The sequence below is a fragment of the Pseudomonas sp. 21615526 genome, assembly GCF_013386245.1.
Taxonomy (GTDB): Bacteria; Pseudomonadota; Gammaproteobacteria; order Pseudomonadales; family Pseudomonadaceae; genus Aquipseudomonas.
Map to the genome: position 1 here is coordinate 18152 of NZ_JACAOM010000106.1, position 21483 is coordinate 39634.

The 21483-nt window shown below is 57.1% G+C and carries 18 protein-coding genes and 3 pseudogenes; 17 read left to right on the top strand and 4 right to left on the bottom strand.

Features of this window, described 5'->3' with window-relative positions; translation table 11 throughout:
- From benC to HX786_RS25875, 4 genes are read left to right on the top strand one after another with little or no spacing between them, the layout of a single operon-like run.
- Complete coding sequence (gene benC, locus HX786_RS25860) at positions 1-1023, top strand: benzoate 1,2-dioxygenase electron transfer component BenC (RefSeq protein ID WP_003210837.1); 1023 nt, start codon at positions 1-3, stop codon at positions 1021-1023.
- Positions 1024-1033: 10 nt separating this feature from the next.
- Entirely contained in the window at positions 1034-1795 is a 762-nt protein-coding gene (locus HX786_RS25865; RefSeq protein ID WP_178912778.1) for a 1,6-dihydroxycyclohexa-2,4-diene-1-carboxylate dehydrogenase, read from the top strand.
- 54 nt (positions 1796-1849) lie between these two features.
- Complete coding sequence (locus HX786_RS25870; protein ID WP_102369133.1) at positions 1850-3184, top strand: MFS transporter; 1335 nt, start codon at positions 1850-1852, stop codon at positions 3182-3184.
- A 30-nt stretch (positions 3185-3214) separates the two neighbouring features.
- On the top strand, positions 3215-4462 hold the full coding sequence (locus HX786_RS25875) for an OprD family porin (RefSeq protein WP_178912779.1): 1248 nt from the start codon (positions 3215-3217) through the stop codon (positions 4460-4462).
- On the opposite strand, the gene HX786_RS25880 is transcribed toward HX786_RS25875, so the two are convergent.
- Positions 4459-4677 (bottom strand): DUF2790 domain-containing protein, encoded by a 219-nt coding sequence (locus HX786_RS25880; RefSeq protein ID WP_178912780.1) that lies wholly within the window; start codon positions 4675-4677, stop codon positions 4459-4461. The two genes, HX786_RS25875 and HX786_RS25880, sit on opposite strands and share 4 nt — an antisense overlap.
- A 110-nt stretch (positions 4678-4787) precedes the next feature.
- On the opposite strand from HX786_RS25880, the gene HX786_RS25885 reads away from it, so the two are divergent.
- A complete protein-coding gene (locus HX786_RS25885) occupies positions 4788-5705 on the top strand; it encodes a LysR family transcriptional regulator (RefSeq protein ID WP_178912781.1) in 918 nt (305 codons plus the stop codon).
- 2 nt (positions 5706-5707) lie between these two features.
- Here the strand turns inward: HX786_RS25885 and HX786_RS25890 are convergent, their stop codons facing one another.
- Entirely contained in the window at positions 5708-6502 is a 795-nt protein-coding gene (locus HX786_RS25890) for a helix-turn-helix domain-containing protein (protein ID WP_178912782.1), read from the bottom strand.
- A gap of 127 nt (positions 6503-6629) precedes the next feature.
- On the opposite strand from HX786_RS25890, the gene HX786_RS32395 reads away from it, so the two are divergent.
- Genes HX786_RS32395 through HX786_RS25910 form a run of 4 tightly spaced genes read left to right on the top strand, consistent with a single transcriptional unit; the run spans position 6630 to position 9811 of the window.
- The gene (locus tag HX786_RS32395) at positions 6630-6818 is read left to right on the top strand and encodes a DUF1656 domain-containing protein (protein WP_032899212.1); all 189 of its coding nucleotides are present in this window, start codon (positions 6630-6632) and stop codon (positions 6816-6818) included.
- A 10-nt stretch (positions 6819-6828) separates the two neighbouring features.
- Positions 6829-7737: an HlyD family secretion protein gene (locus tag HX786_RS25900; protein WP_177020820.1), complete on the top strand. Its 909-nt coding sequence runs from the start codon at positions 6829-6831 to the stop codon at positions 7735-7737.
- Positions 7737-9605 carry an FUSC family protein gene (locus tag HX786_RS25905; RefSeq protein ID WP_178912784.1) on the top strand — a complete coding sequence of 623 codons (1869 nt, stop codon included), beginning with the start codon at positions 7737-7739 and terminating at the stop codon, positions 9603-9605. Before HX786_RS25900 ends, HX786_RS25905 begins: the two co-directional genes overlap by 1 nt.
- 20 nt (positions 9606-9625) lie before the next feature.
- Positions 9626-9811 (top strand): hypothetical protein, encoded by a 186-nt coding sequence (locus HX786_RS25910; RefSeq protein WP_134326668.1) that lies wholly within the window; start codon positions 9626-9628, stop codon positions 9809-9811.
- Between the two features lie 372 nt (positions 9812-10183).
- Here HX786_RS25910 and HX786_RS32210 read toward each other — a convergent pair.
- Positions 10184-10401: pseudogene (locus tag HX786_RS32210) on the bottom strand (type II toxin-antitoxin system RelE/ParE family toxin); the annotation flags it as partial.
- Between the two features lie 101 nt (positions 10402-10502).
- Here HX786_RS32210 and HX786_RS32400 point away from each other — a divergent pair.
- The 8 genes and pseudogenes from HX786_RS32400 to HX786_RS25945 all read left to right on the top strand — a co-directional run.
- Positions 10503-10687, top strand: a pseudogene (locus HX786_RS32400) (IS5/IS1182 family transposase); the annotation flags it as partial.
- A gap of 317 nt (positions 10688-11004) precedes the next feature.
- Entirely contained in the window at positions 11005-12807 is a 1803-nt protein-coding gene (locus HX786_RS25920) for a P-loop NTPase fold protein (RefSeq protein ID WP_178912786.1), read from the top strand.
- A gap of 699 nt (positions 12808-13506) precedes the next feature.
- A protein-coding gene (locus HX786_RS25925; protein ID WP_178912787.1) for an IS3 family transposase occupies positions 13507-14561 on the top strand; the annotation gives its coding sequence in 2 pieces (ribosomal slippage) (positions 13507-13753 and positions 13753-14561; 1056 coding nt in all).
- Positions 14562-14575: 14 nt separating this feature from the next.
- Positions 14576-14871 (top strand): annotated as a pseudogene (locus HX786_RS32015) (type II toxin-antitoxin system HipA family toxin); the annotation flags it as partial.
- A 541-nt stretch (positions 14872-15412) separates the two neighbouring features.
- Complete coding sequence (locus HX786_RS25930) at positions 15413-16858, top strand: hypothetical protein (protein ID WP_178912788.1); 1446 nt, start codon at positions 15413-15415, stop codon at positions 16856-16858.
- Positions 16858-17664 carry a hypothetical protein gene (locus tag HX786_RS25935; RefSeq protein WP_008433807.1) on the top strand — a complete coding sequence of 269 codons (807 nt, stop codon included), beginning with the start codon at positions 16858-16860 and terminating at the stop codon, positions 17662-17664. Before HX786_RS25930 ends, HX786_RS25935 begins: the two co-directional genes overlap by 1 nt.
- Complete coding sequence (locus HX786_RS25940; RefSeq protein WP_008433805.1) at positions 17665-19155, top strand: hypothetical protein; 1491 nt, start codon at positions 17665-17667, stop codon at positions 19153-19155.
- The gene (locus HX786_RS25945; protein ID WP_008433803.1) at positions 19155-20207 is read left to right on the top strand and encodes a hypothetical protein; all 1053 of its coding nucleotides are present in this window, start codon (positions 19155-19157) and stop codon (positions 20205-20207) included. The genes HX786_RS25940 and HX786_RS25945 overlap by 1 nt, the downstream gene beginning before the upstream one ends.
- A gap of 263 nt (positions 20208-20470) precedes the next feature.
- Here HX786_RS25945 and HX786_RS25950 read toward each other — a convergent pair whose 3' ends face one another.
- Positions 20471-21385 (bottom strand): LysR family transcriptional regulator, encoded by a 915-nt coding sequence (locus tag HX786_RS25950; RefSeq protein ID WP_008433801.1) that lies wholly within the window; start codon positions 21383-21385, stop codon positions 20471-20473.
- Positions 21386-21483 lie beyond the last annotated feature (98 nt).

Consider the following 21483-nt stretch of genomic DNA (forward strand, 5'->3'; position numbering starts at 1 on the left):
ATGACGTACTCCATTGCCCTGAACTTCGAGGACGGGGTAACCCGTTTCATCGACTGCAAGGTGGGTGAAAAGGTCCTCGACGCGGCCTTTCGCCAACGTATCAACCTGCCCATGGACTGCTCCGACGGTGTGTGCGGCACCTGCAAATGCCGCTGTGAAACCGGCGCCTATGATTTGGGCGACGACTACATCGAAGACGCCCTGAGCGAGGATGAAGCCGCTGAGCGCCAGGTGCTCACCTGCCAGATGGTGCCGCAGTCGGACTGCGTGATTGCCGTGCCGGTGCCGTCCGGTGCCTGCAAGACCGGCACCGCGCAATTTGCCGCGACGGTGGCGAGTATTACCCGGCATGCCGATGCAGCGTTGGAAGTCAGCTTCGAACTGGATCAGGCGCCGGTGTTCCTGCCGGGGCAATACGTGAATATCGGCGTGCCCGACAGTGGGCAGACCCGCGCGTATTCCTTCAGCAGTCGCCCCGGCGACAAACGCGCGAGCTTCCTGATCAAGCATGTGCCCGGCGGGTTGATGAGTGGCTGGCTGGAGCGTGCCCAGCCGGGCGACGCGGTGCCGATGACCGGGCCGCTGGGCAGTTTCTACCTGCGCGAAGTGGCGCGGCCACTGCTGTTGCTGGCAGGTGGTACGGGGCTGGCGCCGTTCCTGTCGATGCTTGAAGTGTTGGCCGAGCGCGAGGAAACCCGGCCGGTCACGCTGGTCTACGGCGTGACGCGGGACCAGGACCTGGTGATGGTCGAGGCGCTGGAGGCGTTCGCCCAACGCCTGCCCAACTTCGGTTTTGTCACCTGCGTGGCTGACCCCCAGACCGCGCACCCCCGGCAGGGGTATGTCACCCAGCACATGGCCGCTGACGTGCTGAACGATGGCGACGTGGATGTGTACCTGTGCGGGCCGCCACCGATGGTCGACGCGGTACGCCAGCACTTCAAGAACCAGGGCGTCACCCCCGCCAGCTTCCACTACGAGAAGTTCACCCCCAACGCCATCGTCACCGGCGACGCCGCCTGAGGAATCCCCCATGACTCCACGTTTCAACACCCAGGTTGCGCTGGTGACAGGCGCCGCCCAGGGCATCGGCCGGCGGGTTGCCGAGCGTTTGCTGGAAGAGGGCGCCTGGCTGGTGGCCGTCGATCGCTCGGAACTCGTGCATGAATTGCAGCATGAGCGGGCGCTGATCCTCACCGCCGACCTGGAGCAGCATGCCGAATGTGCCCGTGTGATGGCCGCTGCCAAGGCACGGTTCGGGCGTATCGACATCCTGGTCAACAACGTCGGCGGGACCATCTGGGCCAAGCCCTTCGAGCACTACGCCGATAACGAAATCGAAGCCGAGGTGCGCCGCTCGCTGTTCCCGACCCTGTGGTGCTGCCATTGCGTATTGCCCTACATGCTGGAGCAGGGCAGCGGTGCCATCGTCAATGTCTCGTCCGTGGCCACGCGCGGAGTGAACCGTGTGCCGTATGGCGCGGCCAAGGGCGGCGTCAACGCCTTGACCGCGTGCCTGGCCCTGGAGACCGCCGGCAGCGGCATTCGGGTCAACGCCACCGCACCCGGTGGCACCGAGGCGCCACCGCGGCGGATCCCGCGCAACAGCCAGCCCCAGAGCGACCAGGAGCGCGTCTGGTACCAGCAGATCGTCGACCAGACCCTCGACAGCAGCCCGATGAAGCGCTACGGCAGCATCGACGAACAATCCGGCGCGATTCTGTTTCTCGCCTCTGATGAGGCCTCCTACATCACGGGCGTCACCTTGCCGGTAGGAGGCGGCGACCTCGGCTGACCCAGCGCCGTACCTGCAGACACTACTCACAACAACAATAATGAGAGCACTGCCATGCGTACCCATGACGTCAATTCGATTATCGATAATGCCCATTTCAATCGTTTCCACTGGCTGGTGGTCAGCCTGTGTGCTGTGCTGTTGATCTTTGACGGTTATGACTTGTTCATCTACGGCGTGGTCTTGCCGTCGATCATGAAGGAATGGGGACTATCGCCCCTGCAGGCCGGCGCTCTGGGCAGTTATGCGCTGTTCGGGATGATGTTCGGCGCGCTAGTCTTCGGCAGCCTGGCCGACAAGTTCGGTCGCCGCAAAGGCATCGCCATCTGCTTTGCCTTGTTCAGCGTCGCCACGGTGATTAACGGTTTTGCCAGCAACCCGACTGAGTTCGGAATCTGCCGGTTTATTGCCGGGCTCGGCTGTGGCGGCCTGATGCCCAATGCGGCCGCACTGATTACCGAATACGCACCGAAGAAAATGCGCAGCATCCTGATGGCGGTGATGTTTGGCGGGTACTCGCTGGGCGGCATGCTGTCGGCCGGCGTGGGGATTTTCATGCTGCCGCGTTTTGGCTGGTCGTCCATGTTCTTCGCCGCGGCGATCCCGCTGCTGCTGATGCCTTTGATTGTGTACTGGCTGCCTGAGTCCATCGGGTTCCTGATTCGCCAGGGCCGCAATGAACAGGCGCGTGAGCTGCTGAAGCGCCTGTCGCCGCAGACCCGGATCGACCCGCAAGACCAACTGCTCGTCAGCGCCGGTAAAGGCAAGGGCGCTTCGGTGCTGGAGTTGTTCCGCCACGGCCTGGCCTTGAGGACGGCGGCGATCTGGATCGCGTTTTTCTGCTGCCTGTTGATGGTCTACGCCCTGAGTTCCTGGCTGCCCAAACTGATGGCGGGTGCCGGTTACAGCCTGGGATCGAGCCTGTCGTTCCTGCTGGCGCTGAATTTTGGCGGCATCGCCGGGGCGCTTGTCGGTGGCTGGCTGTGTGACCGGCTTAACCTGGTGAAGGTGGTGATCGGTTTCTTTATCGCCGCGCTGCTCTCCATCAGCCTGCTGGGTATCAAGAGCCCGATGCCGGTCCTGTACCTGCTGATCTTTTTTGCCGGCGCCACCACCATCGGCACGCAAATCCTGCTGTACGCCGGCGCCGCACAACTCTATGGCTTGAACATTCGAGCCACCGGCCTGGGCTGGGCTTCCGGTATCGGTCGTACCGGCGCCATCGTCGGCCCGCTGCTGGGCGGCGCGCTGATGGGGATTGAACTGCCGCTGCACCTGAACTTCATGGCCTTTGCCATCCCCGGGGCCATCGCCGTGCTGGCAATGACGGCGTATGCGCTGAATGAACGTCGGGGCCGGCAGGAGGTGATCGCCGCCCCGGCGCAGTAACTGTCGATAACAATAACTAAGAGCAACGACATGAACACACAACGTATCTGGCTATCCCTGTTGGGCGTGCCCCTTGCGGCGACGGCGGCCGAAGGCGGGTTTTTCGAGGAATCCACCGCCACCTTGCAGGCGCGCAACTATTACTTCAGCCGCGATTTCTCGGACATCGTCGGCGCCAACAAGCAATCAAAGGCAGAGGAGTGGGGCCAGGGTTTTATCCTGACCTATAAATCCGGCTACACCCCGGGGCCCGTGGGCTTTGGCCTGGATGCCCTGGGCACCCTCGGCCTCAAGCTCGACAGCAGCCCGGACCGCACCAATACCGGCCTGCTCCCGGTCAAGGGCGACGGCAGCGCCCCGAATGATTACAGCCGTTTGGGCCTGACCTTCAAGGCCAGGTTTTCCAGGACCGAATTGAAGGTCGGCGAACTGCAACCGAACCTGCCGGTGCTGGCCTTCAGCGATATCCGCTTGCTGCCGCCGAGCTATCAGGGCGTGAGTGTCAGCTCCGGCGAAATCGCCGGCCTTGCGCTGCAGGCCGGGCACTTGACCACCTCCCGCCTGCGCAACGAAGCCGGCGACGAGAAAATGATCGCCATGCTCGGCCATGTGCCGCAACGCGGCGCTGAAAGTGATGGGTTCAACTACGTCGGCGGCGACTACGCCTTCAACACCAACCGCACCAGCGTCAGCTACTGGCATGGCCAACTCAAGGACATCTACCGCCAGGACTTTGTCGGCCTCAAGCATAGCCAGCCAATGGGCGAGTGGACGCTCGGCGCCAACCTCGGCTACTACGATGCCCGGGAAGACGGCGACAAACTGCTCGGCAAGATCGACAACCAGGCGTTTTTCTCGCTGCTGTCGGCCAAGCATGGCGGCCATATCTTCTACGTCGGTTATCAAGCCATGTATGGCGACAGTGCCTTCCCGCGGGTCTTCGCCAACATCACGCCGCTGGGCAACGAAGTACCCACCTACGAGTTTGCCTACACCGACGAGCGCTCCTGGCAAGTGCGGTACGACTATGACTTCGTGGCGCTGGGCATTCCGGGGCTGACCACCACCGTGCGTTATATCACCGGCAACAACGTGACCACCGGCGCGGGTTATGAAGGCAAGGATCGCGAGCGCGACCTGGATATCGGCTATGTGGTGCAAAGCGGCACATTGAGCGGCCTGGGCATTCGGGTGCGCAATGTCATGGCCCGTTCAAACTACCGCAGCGACATCGACGAGAACCGGCTGATCCTCAGTTACACCTGGAAGCTGCTTTAAACCCCGCCCTGGCACGTGCCCATGACCTGGTAGTTGAGGGTGTGGCTGACGCCCTGGCTGTCGAGGTAAACCATCGTCGCCGGTTCTACCTGGCAACTGCCGGGCACGGGTGTGATTGAAACGATGTGCTGGATATCCGGTGCTCCAGCGCTACCGGCCGCCAGGGTGCCGGTAGCGGTGATGAGCAGGATCAGGCCGAGCCATTTGATATTCATGATGAGTCCTTCTGTGAGTAGGGTTCATTTTAGTGATTGCCGCAGCGGGATAAAGACAGGAACAGGTGAATGACTCGTACGTATCAGGTAGCAATCGAGGGGCAACGCTGATGGATCTGCTCAATGGCATGCAGGTGTTCGCCCGAGTTGTCGACACAGGCAGCTTTGCTGCGGCGGCTGCGGCCTTGGACATGTCCGGCGCACACGTGTCGCGGTTGATCGCCGAACTGGAAAAACACCTTGAGACCCGACTTTTGCAGCGCACCACTCGGCGCCTGAGCCTTACTGATTCGGGCGAGCGTTTCCTGTTGCGCTGTCGCGACATTCTTGAGGACGTGAGGGACGCCACCGCCGAAGCCAGCGGCGCCCACCTCAAGCCGCGTGGGCGGTTGCGGTTGCATTGCATGAGCGGGCTTGGCGTGCTGATCACACCATTGATTGCCCGCTACAGCGAGCAGTACCCGGACGTGTCCATCGAGTTGACCCTGTCCCAGCACAACCCGGACCCGCTTGAAGAGGGCCACGACGTAGTGATCTCCATCGCCCATTCGTTGCCGGATTCGGCGCTGGTCAGCCAGACGATCGGGCAGTTGTTCAGTGTGCCCTGTGCGGCACCGGGGTATCTGGCCCGGTACGGCGTGCCCGAGCATCCGCAGCAGTTGATGCAGCATCGACGGTTGCATCTGCAGGATTTCCAGGAGGATGCGTGGTTGTTCAAGGGGCAAGAGGGCGAGATTGCGATTTCGCCGGGTGACACCTTCAGGACCAATGTCGCGGATGCGATGGTCAAGGCGACGCAGGAAGGAATGGGCATCAGCTTGTTGCCGTTCTTCAGCGCCAACCCGGCGCTGCGCGAGGGCTCGTTGGTGCGGCTGTTGCCCGGATATCGGCTACGGGAGCGGAGCATTTTCGCGGTGTATCCATCAAGGCGCTTTCTGGATGCCAAGGTGCGGACGTGGGTCGGGTTTTTGCAGGCGCGATTGCCGGGGTTGTTGGCGGAGCAGTTGGCAGTGATTGAGGCACCTTGAGGCTAGCGCGTTGCCGTACGGCGAATGTAGCGCGCCGGCGACGAGCCCAGTGTCTTGCGAAACATGCTGATGAAGGAACTGACCGACTCGTACCCCAGCGCCTCGGCGGTTCGTTGCACCGACTCGCCCTCGGCCAGGCTCTGCAAGGCCACGATGATTTGCCATTGTTTGCGCCATTGGCCAAAAGTCAGGCCTGTTTCGCTCTTGACCAGGCGGGCCAGGGAGCGCTCGCTCATGGCCACCTGGCGTGCCCACTGGGCCATGGTGCAACGGTTTGACGGGTCCTGGGCCAGGCCGCGGGCGATGAAGCGCAACTGCGTAGCAGCGGGGAGCGGCAGGTACAACTGCTCCGAGGGAGCCAGTTCCAGTTGTTCAAGAAGCACGCTCGCCACGCGCGAATTGGCAGAGGCAGGCGGATAATCCTGGGGCTGGGCGCTCAGGTGCAGGATCAACGCCAGGGCCAGCGGCGAAAGCACCAGCGTGCAGCATTTTTCCGGTAGCGCGGCGGCGCCGGGCTCGACAAACAGATAGCCGATCCTGCCGTTGGCGGTCACCCGGTTGCTGTGGGCGATACCGCCCGGAATCCACACGCCGAAGCCCGACGGCACCATCCACACGCCATCCTCTACGGTACACACGATACCGCCGTGATATGCCACCACCAGTTGGCCTTTGCGGTGGCTGTGCACGGGGAATTCGGTGTCGTTGCGCTGGCTGCCGAGCATCAACGCGACGGCGGGCTGATCAAAACTGTCCAGTTCGAATTGATCAACGCCCTGGAGCTTCATCTCGCCCATGTTGCACCGCCTCAATTGTCTGAAATTGATTATATCCTGGCAGCATACTCAATATCGGCACGACCTTGCAGTCCCTACCATCTTCATCAAGGCGATCAAGGTGATTGCCGACTGCGAGATTCAACCGATGCTCAGCGAAATCACGATTGCCCACCTCTACATTCCTCCGTTCTTGCTCTACGTCGGCGTTGCAGCCCTGGTGTACGGGCTACTGGAGCGGGCCCTGCGGCGCTGGCTGGATTGGGCCTGGCACCCCAGCCTGGCGCGTTTCTTTGTGTCGCTGATCGTGCTCTCGACCTTGGTTCTGAGCTTTTGAGGGCAGCGCGATGATCATCAAACACATCCTCAAGACCCTCGTCACCCTGGTGCTCGGGCTGGCCGCATTGCTGTTCTGCACGCAACTGTGGCGTGCCTATGAGTTGGCCCCCTGGACGCGGGACGGGCGTGTCAGCGCGCAAGTCATCCGTATTGCCCCCGAGGTGTCCGGCCAGGTCGAACACCTGCTGGTGGGTGACAACCAGTGGGTCGCCAAGGGCGCGTTGCTGTACCAGATCGATCGCAGCAGCTACTTGCTTGCCCAGCAACAGCGCACGGCCGAGCTTGCCGAGGCGCGCAGTGTTTTCGAGCAGCGCAGTGCACAGCTCAAACGCCGCAACCAGCTCGGCGATGCGATTGCGCGGGAGGAAACCGACAATGCAGCCCGGGACCTGGCGGTGGCCAGGGCGCGCCTGGATGCGGCCCGCAGCCAACTGGCCCATGCGCGGCTGGATCTGGATCGCACGACGATTCGTTCGCCGGTCGACGGCTATGTGACCCAGTTGCGGCTGCAGCCGGGTGACTACGCGGCAGCGGGCGAGACCAATATCTTTGTGGTCGATAGCCATAGCTTCTGGGTCACCGGTTACTTCGAGGAGACCAAGCTGGCTGGTGTTCGGGTGGGGGCTGTGACGTCCATCAAGCTGATGGGTTTTTCACCGCTGCTCGAAGGGCATGTGGCGAGCATTGGTCGGGGCATTGCCGACGGTAACGAGCTGCGCAGTAACAGTGGTTTGCCCCAGGTGGCGCCTACGTTCAGCTGGATACGCCTGGCCCAGCGCGTGCCCGTGCGGATTGAACTGGACAAGGTGCCGCCCGGTGTGGAGTTGGCGGCGGGGATGACCGCCAGCATCGAGGTTGCCGAGGAGGGCACGGCGCCGCGCTGGAGGCTGGTGCAATGGCTTCAGGCGTTCATGTGATGCTCCGTGCACTGCGCATGCTGGGGGCATGGGAAGCTGCTACCTCGGGCTATGTGCTGCGTAGTCTTTTGGCGGCCTCATTGGCCCTGTGGCTGGGGTTCCAATTACACCTGGATTCGCCGTTCTCGGCCGCCTCAACCGTGTTGTTGCTGATCCATCCGCTGCAGGGGGCAGTGGTTGGCAAGGGCTTCCACCGGGCACTGGGCACCCTGGTGGGGTTGGCTGTGGCATTGGTCCTGACCAGCCTGTTCGCCCAGCAAATGCTGCTGTTTATCCTCGGGATCGGGGTATGGCTGGGCCTTTGTGTCGGCGCCATGACCGTGCTTCGGCACTACCAGGCCACGGCGGCGGTGGTCGCCGGCTACACCGTTTGCCTGGCCCTGGGGCCCGCCATCGTCGCGCCACAGCAAGGTTTCGAACATATCGTCGGGCGGGGCACGGCCGTTGTTCTGGGGGTGTTGAGCCTGAGCCTGGTGGCCACATTATTCAGCCGCAAGACCGTCGAGCGCACACTGACCATGGCACTTCGCGACGTCTCGTCGCGCACCCTGCGGTTATTGGCCGTGCGGTTTGACGGCGGGCCGGCGCGTGCGCAGGACCCGCTGGCCATCGATATCAGCAAAGTGGACGACCTTCTCGGGATTGGTCGGGGCGAGTCGGTGCTGATCCGCGCCAGGCTGGCGACCCTGCAGGCAGGACTTGCGTATCTGCATGCCGTGGTGCTCGACGAATGCGCGATACCTTCGCACGCTGGAATCGGCGCACAGTTGCGCCAGCTGGCTGAAGCCATGCCCGGGTTTTGCGTGGCGGCCGATCGTGTCCGGGAGCTGCAAGCCAGCCTTGAACCAGGCGCGAGCCAGCGGCGTCTGAATGAACCATTGGCCGAACTGGCCAGCGCCTTGTCGAGTTTTGCCTGCCTTGAGCGCGCGCCCCTGCCGCCGGCCCGCGCCGTGGGGTTTCACCGACACTACGGCGCTGCACTGCGTAACGGTGTGCGAGCGTTGCTGGCCACGCTGGCGACCGGTGCTGTCTGGTACCTCACCGGCTGGGACCAGGGGCCAACCTTGCTGGCCGTACTGGGTCCGTTCTGCACCTTGTTGGCCACCAGCGCGGCGCCCGAGCAAGGCATTGCGAGCCTTGCCAGGGGAACCTTCTACGCAATCCTGGCAGCGGCGGGGTGCAAGTTCCTGCTGTTGCCGCACATCAGCGGGTTCGGGTTGCTCACGGTGGTGCTGGTTGCGTTCTGGGCGGTCGGGATTCATGCCACGACCCGGCCGCGCCATGCCCTGCAAGGCGTCGCCTACCTAATTACGTTCAATACCCTGGTCGGCACCGCCGGGACCGCCCAATACGACTTCGCTGACTTCGCGAATCAAGCCCTGGCCTGGATGGTGACGCCTGCTATCTGCCTGCTGGCCTTCCAGTTGCTGCCGGGGAAACCCGCCAGCCACGCCGACGTCCTGAGGACCGCGCTGCACAAGGACACACGCCGGTTACTGCGTCACGGGCACCGCATGGATCTTCTGAAGTGGCAGGCCACGCAACAGCACCGGATGGTTGCCCTGCAAGCGCTGTCGGGCGCCGATGAGGCCGGTGCCGTCTCGCTTCAACTGGGTCGACAGTTAAGGTTGCTGCACCGCAAGACACGCGACCTGGAGCCTGATTCGTCAATCGCCAGGTGTGTGCAAGCGGGCGATCGGCGTATTGCCAGATATGCCTTCGATTCAGCGATCAGCGCGGCCCAGGCCCGGCGTACGTCGAGATCACTGATCCGCCTTGGTGCCCGCGACCTGGCTGCTTGTTACCGGGATTTGGCGGGGTTGCTCGACCAATACCAGCGTGCCGATATCCGAACCCGTTTCAGCTAAAACAACGAAGGTGAGATGAAATGAAGCAACTCCTTATCTGGACGCTTTTCGGGATGATTGTGTCTGTGCCAATGGCGGTGCAGGCATCGGACGGGGCTGAGGCGCTGGCCCGCTGGCAACAGCAATTCAAACAAGAGCAAAAAAAGCTCGCTGAGCACCGGGCGGCTGGCCGCGATTCAAGGCCCAAGGCCGATCGCCAGCGATGAGCCGGTTCCCGGTCGATTGCAATCTATTCGGAGCGAAGTGACGAGTTCGGTGTGATGCCCGGCGGTGCTGTTGCTTTATAGGCTGTCCGGGTCGCCGAAGAACATTTTGACTTGGCTCTAGCACCGTGTTTTCAAGCGCAGAAAATTCAAATGTGCCCCCAGTTTTGTCCCCACTCGCGCGCCTTAGACGAGCGATCGCGGATGGCGATTTTTTTTGGGGGGGGGTGGCTGGTATTCAGCGAGCCTCCTCATGCTAGAGACAACCCGTATCTGGCAAATCCTTAGCCGTTCAGAAAAGGGCATGGGTATGTGTCGATACCGTAGGCGAGGAGGCGTATTACCTTTGCTTTCGCTGGTCAGTTAGCGTTTTGGCTAGGTCGCTGGCCAGTCGTTTGGCAAGTGCCGATGCACGTCCATTGCGTCATGAGGGAGTCTGATGACCTCAATCACGTCGTCGCTTGCCACGCGATAAAACACGATATGGCGTGGGCTTTTGACCATTCCAGGGGGGGGCTCGCTTGCTGACGTGAATAGATGAGGTGATAGCTGCGAAGACGAGGTTTGAGGTCATCACGGTCGTGGCTGCCGATGCTTAAGCGCCTTCACAGCAAGCTCAACGGGCAAGGGTTATACGATCTGGAAACCTGGATGACTGATTCCACTGCCGTAAGAGCAACCCGAGTCTCTTCTGGTGCCGAGGCTGTTTGGCCGTCCCAAGTACCGGCAGCGCAATAACATCGAACGTATGTTTGGCCGGCTAAAGGAGAACCGCCGCATCGTAACGTGCTTAGACAAGCTCGCGAAAATTTACGGGGCGATGGTTTCGCTGGCTGTGCTATGCGGTGTTTACGACATTACTTTTCGTACAGAGCCTAGACATCAGTCTGTAAACCTCTATCAACCAGCGAAACAGGGCAGGCTCGTCTCGCATCACTTGATGCATTCATGTATCGGCCTGTAGTTTCTAGTATCCTGTCTCGGAAATAAGCTGTTCAATTTTGTTGGCCTCTTGGGGGCCCGGCCAGCGTCGCCACTTCTCGCCATAGCCCTGCTATGACTCGTCGTGTCGCCCTGGCCGAACACCCAAGCCACTAGCCAAGAGAGAACGTATTTCCTAGACAGGACACTAAATTGCGACGCCATTGAGGCTGTCCCCCCCCCCAAAAAAATCATCACATCTGTAAGTTGAGAGTATGACAAACGGACACGTCACCCAAAACCTGGACCTTTACCTGAAACGTTCGGAGCCCGACTACGCTGTACTACTGAGAGGGAGGTGGGGTTGTGGGAAAACACACTTTATCAACCAGTACATTGAACATCGTTCCGGCAAGGGTCGCACACTCGTAAAAGTCAGCCTTTTTGGCCTTTCAAAAGTCTCGGACATTGAAGAATCCATCTTTCAGGAGCTTCATCCAGTGCTCGGTTCGAAAGCCGCCAGGCTATTGACTGCAACAGTCAAAGGCGCACTTAGCTCCACTCTGAAAGTTGATATTTTCGGAGACGGCGACCGAGAAACCGAATTCAAGATCAGCGCGAATGGCTTCAGTCTTCAGGAATTTCTTTTCAAAAACGACAATGACATCTGCCTGATACTGGATGACCTTGAACGAACACGCATACCACTCGAGGATATTCTTGGCTATATCAGCCATGCTGTTGAAATTTCAAAGATCAAAACGATCGTCATTGCCAACGAAGAAAAACTGACCGAAAAAGAAACGTATATAACCTTCAAGGAAAAGGTAATTGGCAAGACATTTGACATTACCCACGACAGCGACACCATCGTCCAAGAATTACTGGGCAAAACCTCTGCAAGTCAACTCCGCGATCACCACCAGCATGTTCATGATGTATACCTGACCTCCGGCCAGCAGAATATTCGAAACATACGATCCGCCATCGAGAGCTTCGAACCTCTGAGTCGCACTTTAGAAAACAGGATACTAAACAACTCACAGTTTATTCCTATATTTATTCGTAGCTACTTTGCCCTTAGCCTGGAACAACTTTCAGGCAACCTAAAAGAAGAGCAGCTTCGCTCCGAAACGCTGTACAGCAAGGGCAAGGAGTCTTGGCTCGAGAAAAAATACTTCGTTAAACACAGCCTCATCTTTGATGGTGCGCTTTGGGCAGACATCTTGTTCAGGAATATCACCGCGAATCTCAATGAGCGCACATTGGAACTTAATTACTTCCGAGACTCATCTGACGATACCCCAGATTACTGGGAAAGGCTTAGCGACTTTAAAAGGCTGGAACATACACAGCTCAACGCAGAGCTCCCAAAGCTCATTGACGACATTACAAACCACCATGAAAAACGACTTCCCGTTTACCTAGACAAACTGCTGCTGCTTTGCTTCCTGGCTGAAAAAAACATCATAAGCATCAGAAACAGCCAGATCACGAATTTTGCAAATGAGTACACAGAGACTCACAAAAACTCCGAATACTGGAAAACTCACCTCACTTCGGATAGCAGTTACTACGGCTCACGGCTTGACCTGAAAAGCGAGATGTTCAACAAAATCAAAAGCCAGTTGATCCAAGCCAATCAAGTCGTGTACGAGCGTGCACAGCAAGACCGAGCCGCCGAGCTAATACAAACCCGCGAGCGCGATTTCTACAACGCATTGATAGAAGGCGACATCCCCTACGTCCGGCATGAGCTTCATAAAAAGCACGCGCACAAGCATTTCTTTACAACTTTCAACCCCGAAGACTTAGCCAATGCACTGCTGTCCTCAAAAAACGCCACGCTGCAAGACGTTTCAACCATTCTGTTCGAGCGGTACGCACTCAATCATTTTATTGACAGGCAAAGCTACGCAGAAAACTTGATCGGCGAATTGCCTCTTTGGATCGACGTTTCTGTGGCATTTGAAGCTCACTTAGAGTCGATCGACTGTCGCTTCCAGAAATATATTCGCCATGAGTTCAGCAGGCAAACACTTTCCCGCCTGATCAATCTGCTTGAGGACCTGAAGTAACCCTATACACACTCTGAAATATCCATGGCAGGCCGCGGTTACAGCCAGTTCTCACTAGTGGCCTGTCCCGGAAATACGTTCTTTTTTGACGGTGTCTAGTGTACCCGGTTGGCGTTGGTATCCGATGTCTAACGGCTGGATGCTTCCAAACGACAAGCATGCGCTCGGCAACCGTGAACGCTGTCATAGGAGGCCGTGTATGGTGAAACCTGCTGTGACATAAGGGCTGGAGAGCATTCCAACCTCTGGAGCGCCTGATATCCGCTTGAGAGCCTCAGCATGAAGCGATGCAGGGAGGTTATTTATTAGGATACTGGTCACAGATGTAAGCGTGCTCATACGAACTTTCGCAACCGCCCTCGCCACCGCAATGGAGGGCTCAAGCCCGAGCTTGAGCCCTTCGCCTACCAGGTATGTAAGTGTGAAACATGCAGTGTCAGATATCTTCCAGGTTCCAGCCAGCGCGATGGCTTTTCGATTGAGCAAAAAGAGGTTAGGTAATGCAGCAGAGTCACTCGTACGAAACCTCTTTTAGAAATTGCGCGATGACCTTGAACCAGAGAAGCACGTGTTTAGTAATGCTAAGCGCAGTTGAAGATTTGGTGCGGCCACCTGCATAGCCGCAACGCTAATCGGGTGAATCGCCCCGGGTTTCGTAGACACCTCTTTGCCTTAAACTGAAGCCAATTAGGAGGTGCTATGAGCAACCCGCGTTACCCCGAAGAATTTAAAATTCAAGCAGTCAATCAAGTGACCGAAAAGAAGCTGCCTGTCGCTGAGGTAGCGGCCCGTCTTGGCGTGTCGACGCATAGCCTCTATGCCTGGATAAGGCGCTACAGCAAACCTCAAGAAGAACGGCAGCAGGATGAAGATCAGCATGCTGAACTGCGTCGTCTGCCAGCGGAACTCAAGCGCGTCACTGAAGAGCGAGACATATTAAAAAAGGCCGCCGCGTACTTTGCCAAGGAGTGCGGCTGAAGTACGCATTTATCAAGCAGCGCGCGGGCGACTATTCGATTCGACGGCTTTGCCTGACGCTTAAAGTCCATCCCAGCGGTTATTACGCCTGGCTGTCTGAACCGCAATCTGCACGCGCTAAAGACGACCAGCGATTGCTGGGCTTGATCAAGCATTCGTGGCTGGAGAGCGGCGGCGTTTATGGCTATCGCAAAATTCATGACGATCTGCGCGAGGTCGGTGAGGATTGTGGTCGTCATCGTGTTGCGAGGCTGATGCGTCTCGATGTTGTGGAACCCAACAAGGTTTGGGTCACCGACATCACCTACATTCGTACGTATGAAGGCTGGCTGTATTTGGCCGTGGTGCTGGATCTGTTTTTTCGTCAGGTCATTGGCTGGTCAATGAAGTCGCAAATGACCAGTGATTTGGCCATTGATGCGTTATTGATGGCGGTTTGGAGGCGTAAACCGAAGCAAGAGGTGATGGTTCATTCCGACCAAGGCAGCCAGTACAGCAGCTCCGATTGGCGCAGCTTTTTGAAGGCAAACAATTTGGTTGCCAGCATGAGTCGCCGAGGCAACTGTCATGACAACGCCGTGGCCGAGAGTTTTTTCCAGCTTCTGAAACGGGAACGGATCAAGCGAAAAATCTACACCACGCGGGAAGATGCTCGGAGTGATGTGTTTGATTACATCGAGATGTTCTACAACGTAAAACGCCGCCATGGTTTCAACAATCAGCTGTCACCGGTAGAGTTTGAAAAGCGTTACGCAATGAGCTTGCAAGGTGTCTAGAGAATCCGGGGCGATTCAACGTGACCTTCTGCGACGGGCCGAGTGGATATCACCAGATGGATGTGGTGGGGGAAGCCCTGTCGATTTCTCGCGCGCAAATGTTTCGGCTTGCCGAGGAAGCCGAGGTGCCCCCGGACGTTGCCGGCAGAATGATTGACGGCATTTGCGATGTGGCGAGCCGCTTGCAAGCATCGCCGAGAACCTATACCCACAGGTTATTACTCGAGACACCTTGCGCACGATCCAAGGCCGCATCGATCAGAACGTAGCTCAGTTACACCACGGTCATGCGGGCAGCAGTCGCCGCTGAAGATCGGGAGGAACGGGCGACTCCCATAATCAATGCTGCCGTGTGCTTCAAGCACCTAGGGTCCTGTGCCGCCGAAGACGTGGGTGTTGCCGGATGACCAAGGCTTGGTATTGATTTGAGCATTAAACTCACCTGATTGGGTTGGGATATCGCCTTGGTACACACAGTGAGCGTCGCCGCTACCGTTGACGCTTCATTCCTTGGCTAACACCAGCTCTGATCCGAAGTCACGAATGTTGGATCGGAAGCGAACCTCAAACACGCCTTGCGACATAGTATGTTCCTGCATCTTTGGGTAGCCACGCTAGGGTGGCTATCCCAATGTGCCAATCGCGGCGCTGACCATTTGTCCAAAATAATACAATTTTGTACTGACTTGTTGCCCTTACCTGTGCGCATTGGCATTATTTAGCCATCACTCGATGCCGGCGCAGGGATGGCCGCGACACGCTGCCTATTTCTGTGCGCCTAATTTGGCGCCAGCCTAGTGCTCATCTATCTCTGCATACCCCCCAATGTCTAACCTTTTGCGGTTCTATAAATGAGTTTCTTTCGAAAGCTCTTGGCTTTCATTGTCCAACTATTTAGTCGGAAGGATGAGCCTGATAGCGATGTATTGCCGAAAATTGATCCTGAGAAAATCCAAAAAGAGCTGCGCGTCGTCGAGCTGGCGCGGCTTCGCGGAGCTGCCGGAGTCCCCTCCAGTACTGCGACGCAGCTTTCAGATGTCGAGCACAGCATTCGGGGCAAATTGGGCGGAATGCGTGAACAGATACTCAAGTACGGTGAGCGATCCCTAAAAAGCGCCGACAACCGCTTGGACTCCATTGACGTGACCCGCGACATCAAACGCACTATCGCACTTGGCGAGGAGTTTGAGCGAAACGCCGATCAGGACATTTCCAAAATGGATGGCGAGTTGACGGAGCTTCAGCAAGCCGCCGAAGACAAGGCCCATGCGCTCGAAACCTTTCGTGAGCAAAACAAGTTGCAGCACAGGACTGCTGATGCTGCTGATGGGGATGCCAAATGGAAGAGCGGTGGCTTGCTGTTTGCGATGACGGTGGCCGAAGGCTTTGGAAACGCCTTTTTGTTTTCTGAGGGTATGGCCAGCGGATATGTGGGTGGGTTTGTCACCGCATTAATGCTGTCAGCGCTCAACGTGCTTGTATGCTTCTTTCTGGGCAGAGCCAGCGCCTATAAAAACCATGTCAAACCGTCCCGGATGTTCGCAGGCTATTTTGCGTTCAGTGCGGCTGTTCTCAGCATGGTCACTGTTGGCTTAGGAACTGCCTATTTCCGTTTTGTCCTGCCTCAACTTGAAGATGAATCGCAATCAGCTGTCGAGTTGATTCGTGCTTATTTACATGATTCGATCCTTCCATTTCAGGACATCAGCTCATGCGGCTTATTTGCGCTGACGGTCATTTTTGGAGTGGCAGCAGTCTATAAGGGCTACACCTGGACTGATCGTTATCCAGGGTACGCGAGGGTTTACCTGGCTTACGAAGACGCTCAACGCCGCTATGTCTTTGCTATTGAGGCGCTGCGGCATGTGCTGGAACAGCGCAAGCTTGAATCCCTGCTCCTGATCGATCAGAACGTTGATCGTGCAGCGGCAGCCATCCAGAATTTCAAGCGCAGCATGAGCCAGAAAACGGTCATCAAGAAAGTCGTGGATGAGCGGATGGTACTGGCCGACGAAACGCTCACTAACTTGGTCCGTAAGTATCGGATTGAAAACGAAATGGCCCGCCCTCGCGATAATCCGCCGCCGGCCTATTTCGACGAGCCGGTGACATTTGTTGAGGTCACCATGCCTGACTTCGGCACCGAGAAGGATGAGATCAAGCTCGCTGAGCAGGAACGCTTAATGAACGAAATGATCGCCAGCCTGGAGACGATAAGGGCGCGAATTCAATCGTCGTTTAATCAGAAATACGATCAAGTACAGCCGCTGCAGCAAATCGTTTTAGGGAGAGCATGATGGCAATTTATGCCCAGAAAAAAGGGCTTTCCGGTAAAACTTTCGGGTTGCTGGTTGGTGGTGTCGCTGTAGCTGCGGCTGCCTTGATGTTTTATTTCAATGCCACGCGTGAAACCTTCGATAAGGAGACGCTTTGCCCGTCCACAGGTCCCAAAGGGCAATACGTGGTGCTTATTGATAACACCTCACCTTTCCCGTTTACTCAGAAAATCGCTTTAGGCCAACGGCTTAAAACGATGGTCAATGAGGAACTCCCCGAAGGCTACCTGCTCTCCGTGTTTCTTCTCGGTGAAGATTTTAAGAGCAATGAGAAGCCGTTATTTGAGCGCTGCAATCCTGGTCAGTGGAAGGACAGGAATCAGCAGATGAGCAACAAGAAATTTGTCGAGCGCGACTTCAACCAGAAATTCGTAAAGCCGTTTGACGACATCGTGCACAAAATCTCGCTCGAAGAACGTAGCAAGAACTCCCCCATTTTCCAGATGCTGCAGCTAGTTGGCATCAATGGGTTTGAGCGCGCGCATGTGTCGGGCGAGCGCAGGCTGGTGATTTACTCTGACATGCTGGCGAACATGCCGGAGTTCAGCATGTATAAGGCCAACCTGCCGCCGTACGCGGATTTTCGTAAGACCGCTTATGGGCAAAATGCAGTGGCACCGGGCCTGCAAGGCAGCAGTGTAGCCATCAACCTGCTGGCAGCTGATCAGAAAGCCCTACAGAACACCAAGCTCTCCATGTTCTGGGAGCAATACTTTCAAGATAACGGCGTATCTGTGGAAGGTTTTTCCCGGGTCGAGGGGCTATAAGTGGACGTCAATAAATCGATCAAGCGCGTCAGCACCTACTTTGCGCTCGCGGTGCTGCTGAAAATCAGTTTGTCCGTCGCCAGCCTGAAGTTAAATGACCCCTTTTGGCTAGGGTTGGTCTTTCCTCTGGCGGTAATGATTGCATATTGGATTGTCGGCTATCTCGTTCGAGAAAAATGGGACAAGCAACTCACCGTAGCTAAGTTTGCCGATTCGGTTTACTACTTGGGCTTCCTGTTCACTGTCGCCAGCATCATTATCTGCTTGCTCGACATTGAGAGCATGGGTGACAACCTGAATGGTATGGCAACGCGATTCGGTGCGGCGATGGTTAGTACCGCGTTGGGTATGCTGGCGCGGATTATTCACACAGGGTTTCGTATCGACGCTAATGATGCGGTCCGAAGTGTCGAAGAACGTGCGATTCACGCGGCCGAAAACCTGGCTATCTCCTTTGACAACACTTTTCAACAGCTTGAAGTCTTCCGGGACAAGGTAGACGTCGCTTCTCGCGAAGCAGCGCAGAGTGTGAAGGAGCAGGTCAAGGCACTTTACGAACACAACATCAGTGCCACCGACGCTTACTTTGCCAATGCTACGCAGCAGAGCAATGAAGCCTTTGCTCTGATACTTGAAAACACCCGGCAATCCAGCGACAACTTGTTGAGCACGATCAATGAGCTGACCGAAAAGAGCGCGATTACGCTACGGCAGATGGAAGATAACGCATTGGATTTTGGCACGATGGCACGTGATCGTGTGGAGCAAATGATCTTTCCTGATGACCTGTTCACCCGCAAACTGGGTGGTTCAATCGAAACATTGGCAGGCACAACGGACAGCGTGAATGAAGGCGTTGCGTCCTTGGCAGAAGATGTTAAAACCGCTACGCGTCAAGTCACCACCGCCATTCGTAGCTTGAATGCTAAGACTCAAACACTCGATGAGAACCTGGTAGCCGTCGGTGCCATTGTGACGAGCCAGGAGCGCCTGGTGGATGCGATGAGACTACAGAGCAAAGAGGTTATGGAAAGTGTTGAGCGCGTACAGAAAGAGTACCTGGACTCGCTGGACGACCAGCAAGAGGATTACCTCAACGAAATCAAGGTTCGTCAGCAATCGGTAGAACGCATTGCAGATAAGCTGGATGCTTTGAATATCCGTATTGAAAGCGCCGATACTGTAGAGCGCCTGGGCAGGGACATCGCCGATGCTCTGAAAGGTGTGCGCGAAGTCAGTCAAACCAATCGGGAGATTTTGGCGGAGAGTCTTGAGCAGAGTTTGGCGCCGCTGGTTCGGGCTCTGGTTGAAAGTAACGAGAAACACCAGGGGGTTGCAGCGAGGATGGAGGAGAGTAATCGTTCAGTCCAAGCCGCTCACAGCCAGTTGGATGCGCTGATTAACAAGATTGATGATCTCACTGCGGTAGAGCAGGGCTCATCCACTCACTACGTTGAGCCAGAGAGCCTGGCTGAAGCGAGATCCGCCTGATGAGCGGAAAGAATGATCAAGTGTTTCAGCTCTCGCTTACCGAGATCTTTATCATCGTCTGCTTCATATTGCTGCTGCTGATGGGGTACCAGATTTTTAAGTTAACCCATAAAAATCAGGCGTTGAATGAAAAAATGTTGGCCTTCCAGGATCTGGATGTACGTGAGAATGCGATCAACAAGGCGGCCGAGGCACTGAAAGCGCGGATGACTGCGTTAGGCGTGCGTAAGCCCGATGAGATCATCAGCAAGCTGGTGGACGCATCGAAAGCAACTGCAGAGCTGGATCGCTTGAAAGTACTCATGACCCAAAAAGATCAGGAGCTGACTGCACTCGCGGCAATCGAAAAGGCCTTGATAGAGGTTGCTGGGCAGAAAAAAGGCGCCGACGCCAAACAGCTCATTTTAGAAACGATGATGTCGTTTGAGCAGCTAAAAAAGCTGGTCGTCGATCCTGCTGATGAAAGCGACGTACAGCCTACGGATGTGGTGAAACGCGTCGCGGCGCTCAAGGCTCAGGACGACATGCTAGCGGCTGCATTCGGGACAAACGTCGACCAAACGAAGGACCAGCTCCAAGAGGCGATCAAGCACGCCGTTGCCATCGCACAGGCGGAAAAAAGCGGTACGAGTCCAATTGAATTACAGAAGGCCAATAAAGACTTACGAGGCCAGGTTCAGTTCTTGCAGAACCGCTTGAATAAGGGCCGGGGAGGTGACCTTCCGCCGTGTTGGGTGAATGAAGTCACCGGTAAAGCGGAGATGTTTCTCACGGTAAAACTGAGTGAAAACAATCTCTCATTCGAACCCGCATGGCCGCCAGCGCGTCAGGAGGATGCGATGGCGTTGCCAGGTATTACAGAACTGATGGCCAATACCACGCGTACGTATGAAAGCTTTTCTCAAGCGGCCAAGCCGGTGTCCGATTTGGGCACACAAAAAGAGTGCAAGTACTACGTGCGATTGGTGAGCCAGATTCAAGATGCCGTTACCTCTGATCGGCGCCGACTTATGGTTGAGAATTTGTTTTACAAGGTTGAAGTCAGGCGATAGGGGCGTGTTGGCGAAGTAAGGGGGTGTGCGTCCGCGCAGGTATCTACGTAGGCGTTACCTGAGCAAACGGTAGATACGCCTACTGAACGCCAGAATTAAGGTCGATGGTGTCCGCCTGTTTTAGACCTGGGGGCATCCTTTTCAAACCATCCATAGCATGCCCTCAGATATGCCCCCAAATGCCTCGTACTCTGGCAATGGGTAGATTTCCATGGCCTATGAAAAGCCGGAAATGATCAGGCTGAACAGCTTCCCGACGACGCCTAAAGGCTCTCAGGGTCGCCAAAGAACATCTGAATCCGCGACCTTAACCACCGTTCCCCCGGATCATTGTCCTGTGACCCACGCCACGCCATGTGCAATTCAAAGGTGCGCACCGGCAGTGGCGGCTCCTCAGCCCGCAAGCCACCCGCTGAAGTCAACGCTTCAGCGGCATAGTCCGGCACGGTCGCGACAATATCGGTGCCCGCCAGCAATGTCCCCAGCCCATTGAACTGCGGCACAGCCAGCACGACATGGCGCTTGCGGCCCAGTTTTTCCAGTTCTTCATCCAGAAACCCGCTCAAATCCCCGGCGAATGACACCAGGGCATGGGGCCGCGCGCAGAAGTCATCCAGGCTCATGGAGCCCGGCATGCTGTCGGCCCGCAACAGCATCGGCTTGCTGCGGCGCAATACCTTGCGCTTGGCGTTGGCCGGCAAATCGGTGGTGTAGCTCACGCCGATGGAGATTTCGCCGGAGGCCAGCAGGCCGGGCATCAGGATGTAGTTGACGCGGCGCACTACCAGCACGATGCCGGGGGCTTCGGCCCGCAGGCGCTTGAGCAGCAGCGGCAGCAGGGCGAATTCGACGTCGTCCGACAGGCCGATGCGGAATACCGCGGTGCTGGTGGCCGGGTCGAATTCGGAGGCGCGGCTGACGGCCGTGGAAATCGAGTCCAGGGCCGGGGAGAGCAGGGCGAAGATTTCTACCGCACGGGCCGAGGGCTCCATGCTGCGTCCGGTACGCACGAACAACGGGTCGTCGAACAGGCCGCGCAGGCGTGACAGGGCTGCGCTGATGGCCGGCTGGCCAAGGAACAGTTTCTCGGCAGCGCGGGTCACACTGCGCTCATGCATCAAGGTTTCGAATACGATCAACAGGTTGAGGTCGACACGACGCAGGTCGTTACGGTTCATCTTGTGTCCCAGGCGGCGTCAGTAAACTTGACGGGAGCGGTCATATAAGAACAATGACCGGCATGAATCTTACGGGGAAAGGCTGGTACTCTGCACCG

Excerpts from the sequence above, each read along its gene's own strand:
- HX786_RS25880 (WP_178912780.1), bottom strand. The coding sequence starts at position 4,677 with ATGAATATCAAATGGCTCGGCCTGATCCTGCTCATCACCGCTACCGGC.
- HX786_RS25885 (WP_178912781.1), top strand. The coding sequence starts at position 4,788 with ATGGATCTGCTCAATGGCATGCAGGTGTTCGCCCGAGTTGTCGACACA.
- HX786_RS32395 (WP_032899212.1), top strand. The coding sequence starts at position 6,630 with ATGCTCAGCGAAATCACGATTGCCCACCTCTACATTCCTCCGTTCTTG.
- benC (WP_003210837.1), top strand. The coding sequence starts at position 1 with ATGACGTACTCCATTGCCCTGAACTTCGAGGACGGGGTAACCCGTTTC.
- HX786_RS25935 (WP_008433807.1), top strand. The coding sequence starts at position 16,858 with ATGGCAATTTATGCCCAGAAAAAAGGGCTTTCCGGTAAAACTTTCGGG.
- HX786_RS25910 (WP_134326668.1), top strand. The coding sequence starts at position 9,626 with ATGAAGCAACTCCTTATCTGGACGCTTTTCGGGATGATTGTGTCTGTG.
- HX786_RS25870 (WP_102369133.1), top strand. The coding sequence starts at position 1,850 with ATGCGTACCCATGACGTCAATTCGATTATCGATAATGCCCATTTCAAT.
- HX786_RS25920 (WP_178912786.1), top strand. The coding sequence starts at position 11,005 with ATGACAAACGGACACGTCACCCAAAACCTGGACCTTTACCTGAAACGT.
- HX786_RS25900 (WP_177020820.1), top strand. The coding sequence starts at position 6,829 with ATGATCATCAAACACATCCTCAAGACCCTCGTCACCCTGGTGCTCGGG.
- HX786_RS25875 (WP_178912779.1), top strand. The coding sequence starts at position 3,215 with ATGAACACACAACGTATCTGGCTATCCCTGTTGGGCGTGCCCCTTGCG.
- HX786_RS25890 (WP_178912782.1), bottom strand. The coding sequence starts at position 6,502 with ATGGGCGAGATGAAGCTCCAGGGCGTTGATCAATTCGAACTGGACAGT.
- HX786_RS25865 (WP_178912778.1), top strand. The coding sequence starts at position 1,034 with ATGACTCCACGTTTCAACACCCAGGTTGCGCTGGTGACAGGCGCCGCC.
- HX786_RS25930 (WP_178912788.1), top strand. The coding sequence starts at position 15,413 with ATGAGTTTCTTTCGAAAGCTCTTGGCTTTCATTGTCCAACTATTTAGT.
- HX786_RS25945 (WP_008433803.1), top strand. The coding sequence starts at position 19,155 with ATGAGCGGAAAGAATGATCAAGTGTTTCAGCTCTCGCTTACCGAGATC.
- HX786_RS25950 (WP_008433801.1), bottom strand. The coding sequence starts at position 21,385 with ATGAACCGTAACGACCTGCGTCGTGTCGACCTCAACCTGTTGATCGTA.
- HX786_RS25905 (WP_178912784.1), top strand. The coding sequence starts at position 7,737 with ATGCTCCGTGCACTGCGCATGCTGGGGGCATGGGAAGCTGCTACCTCG.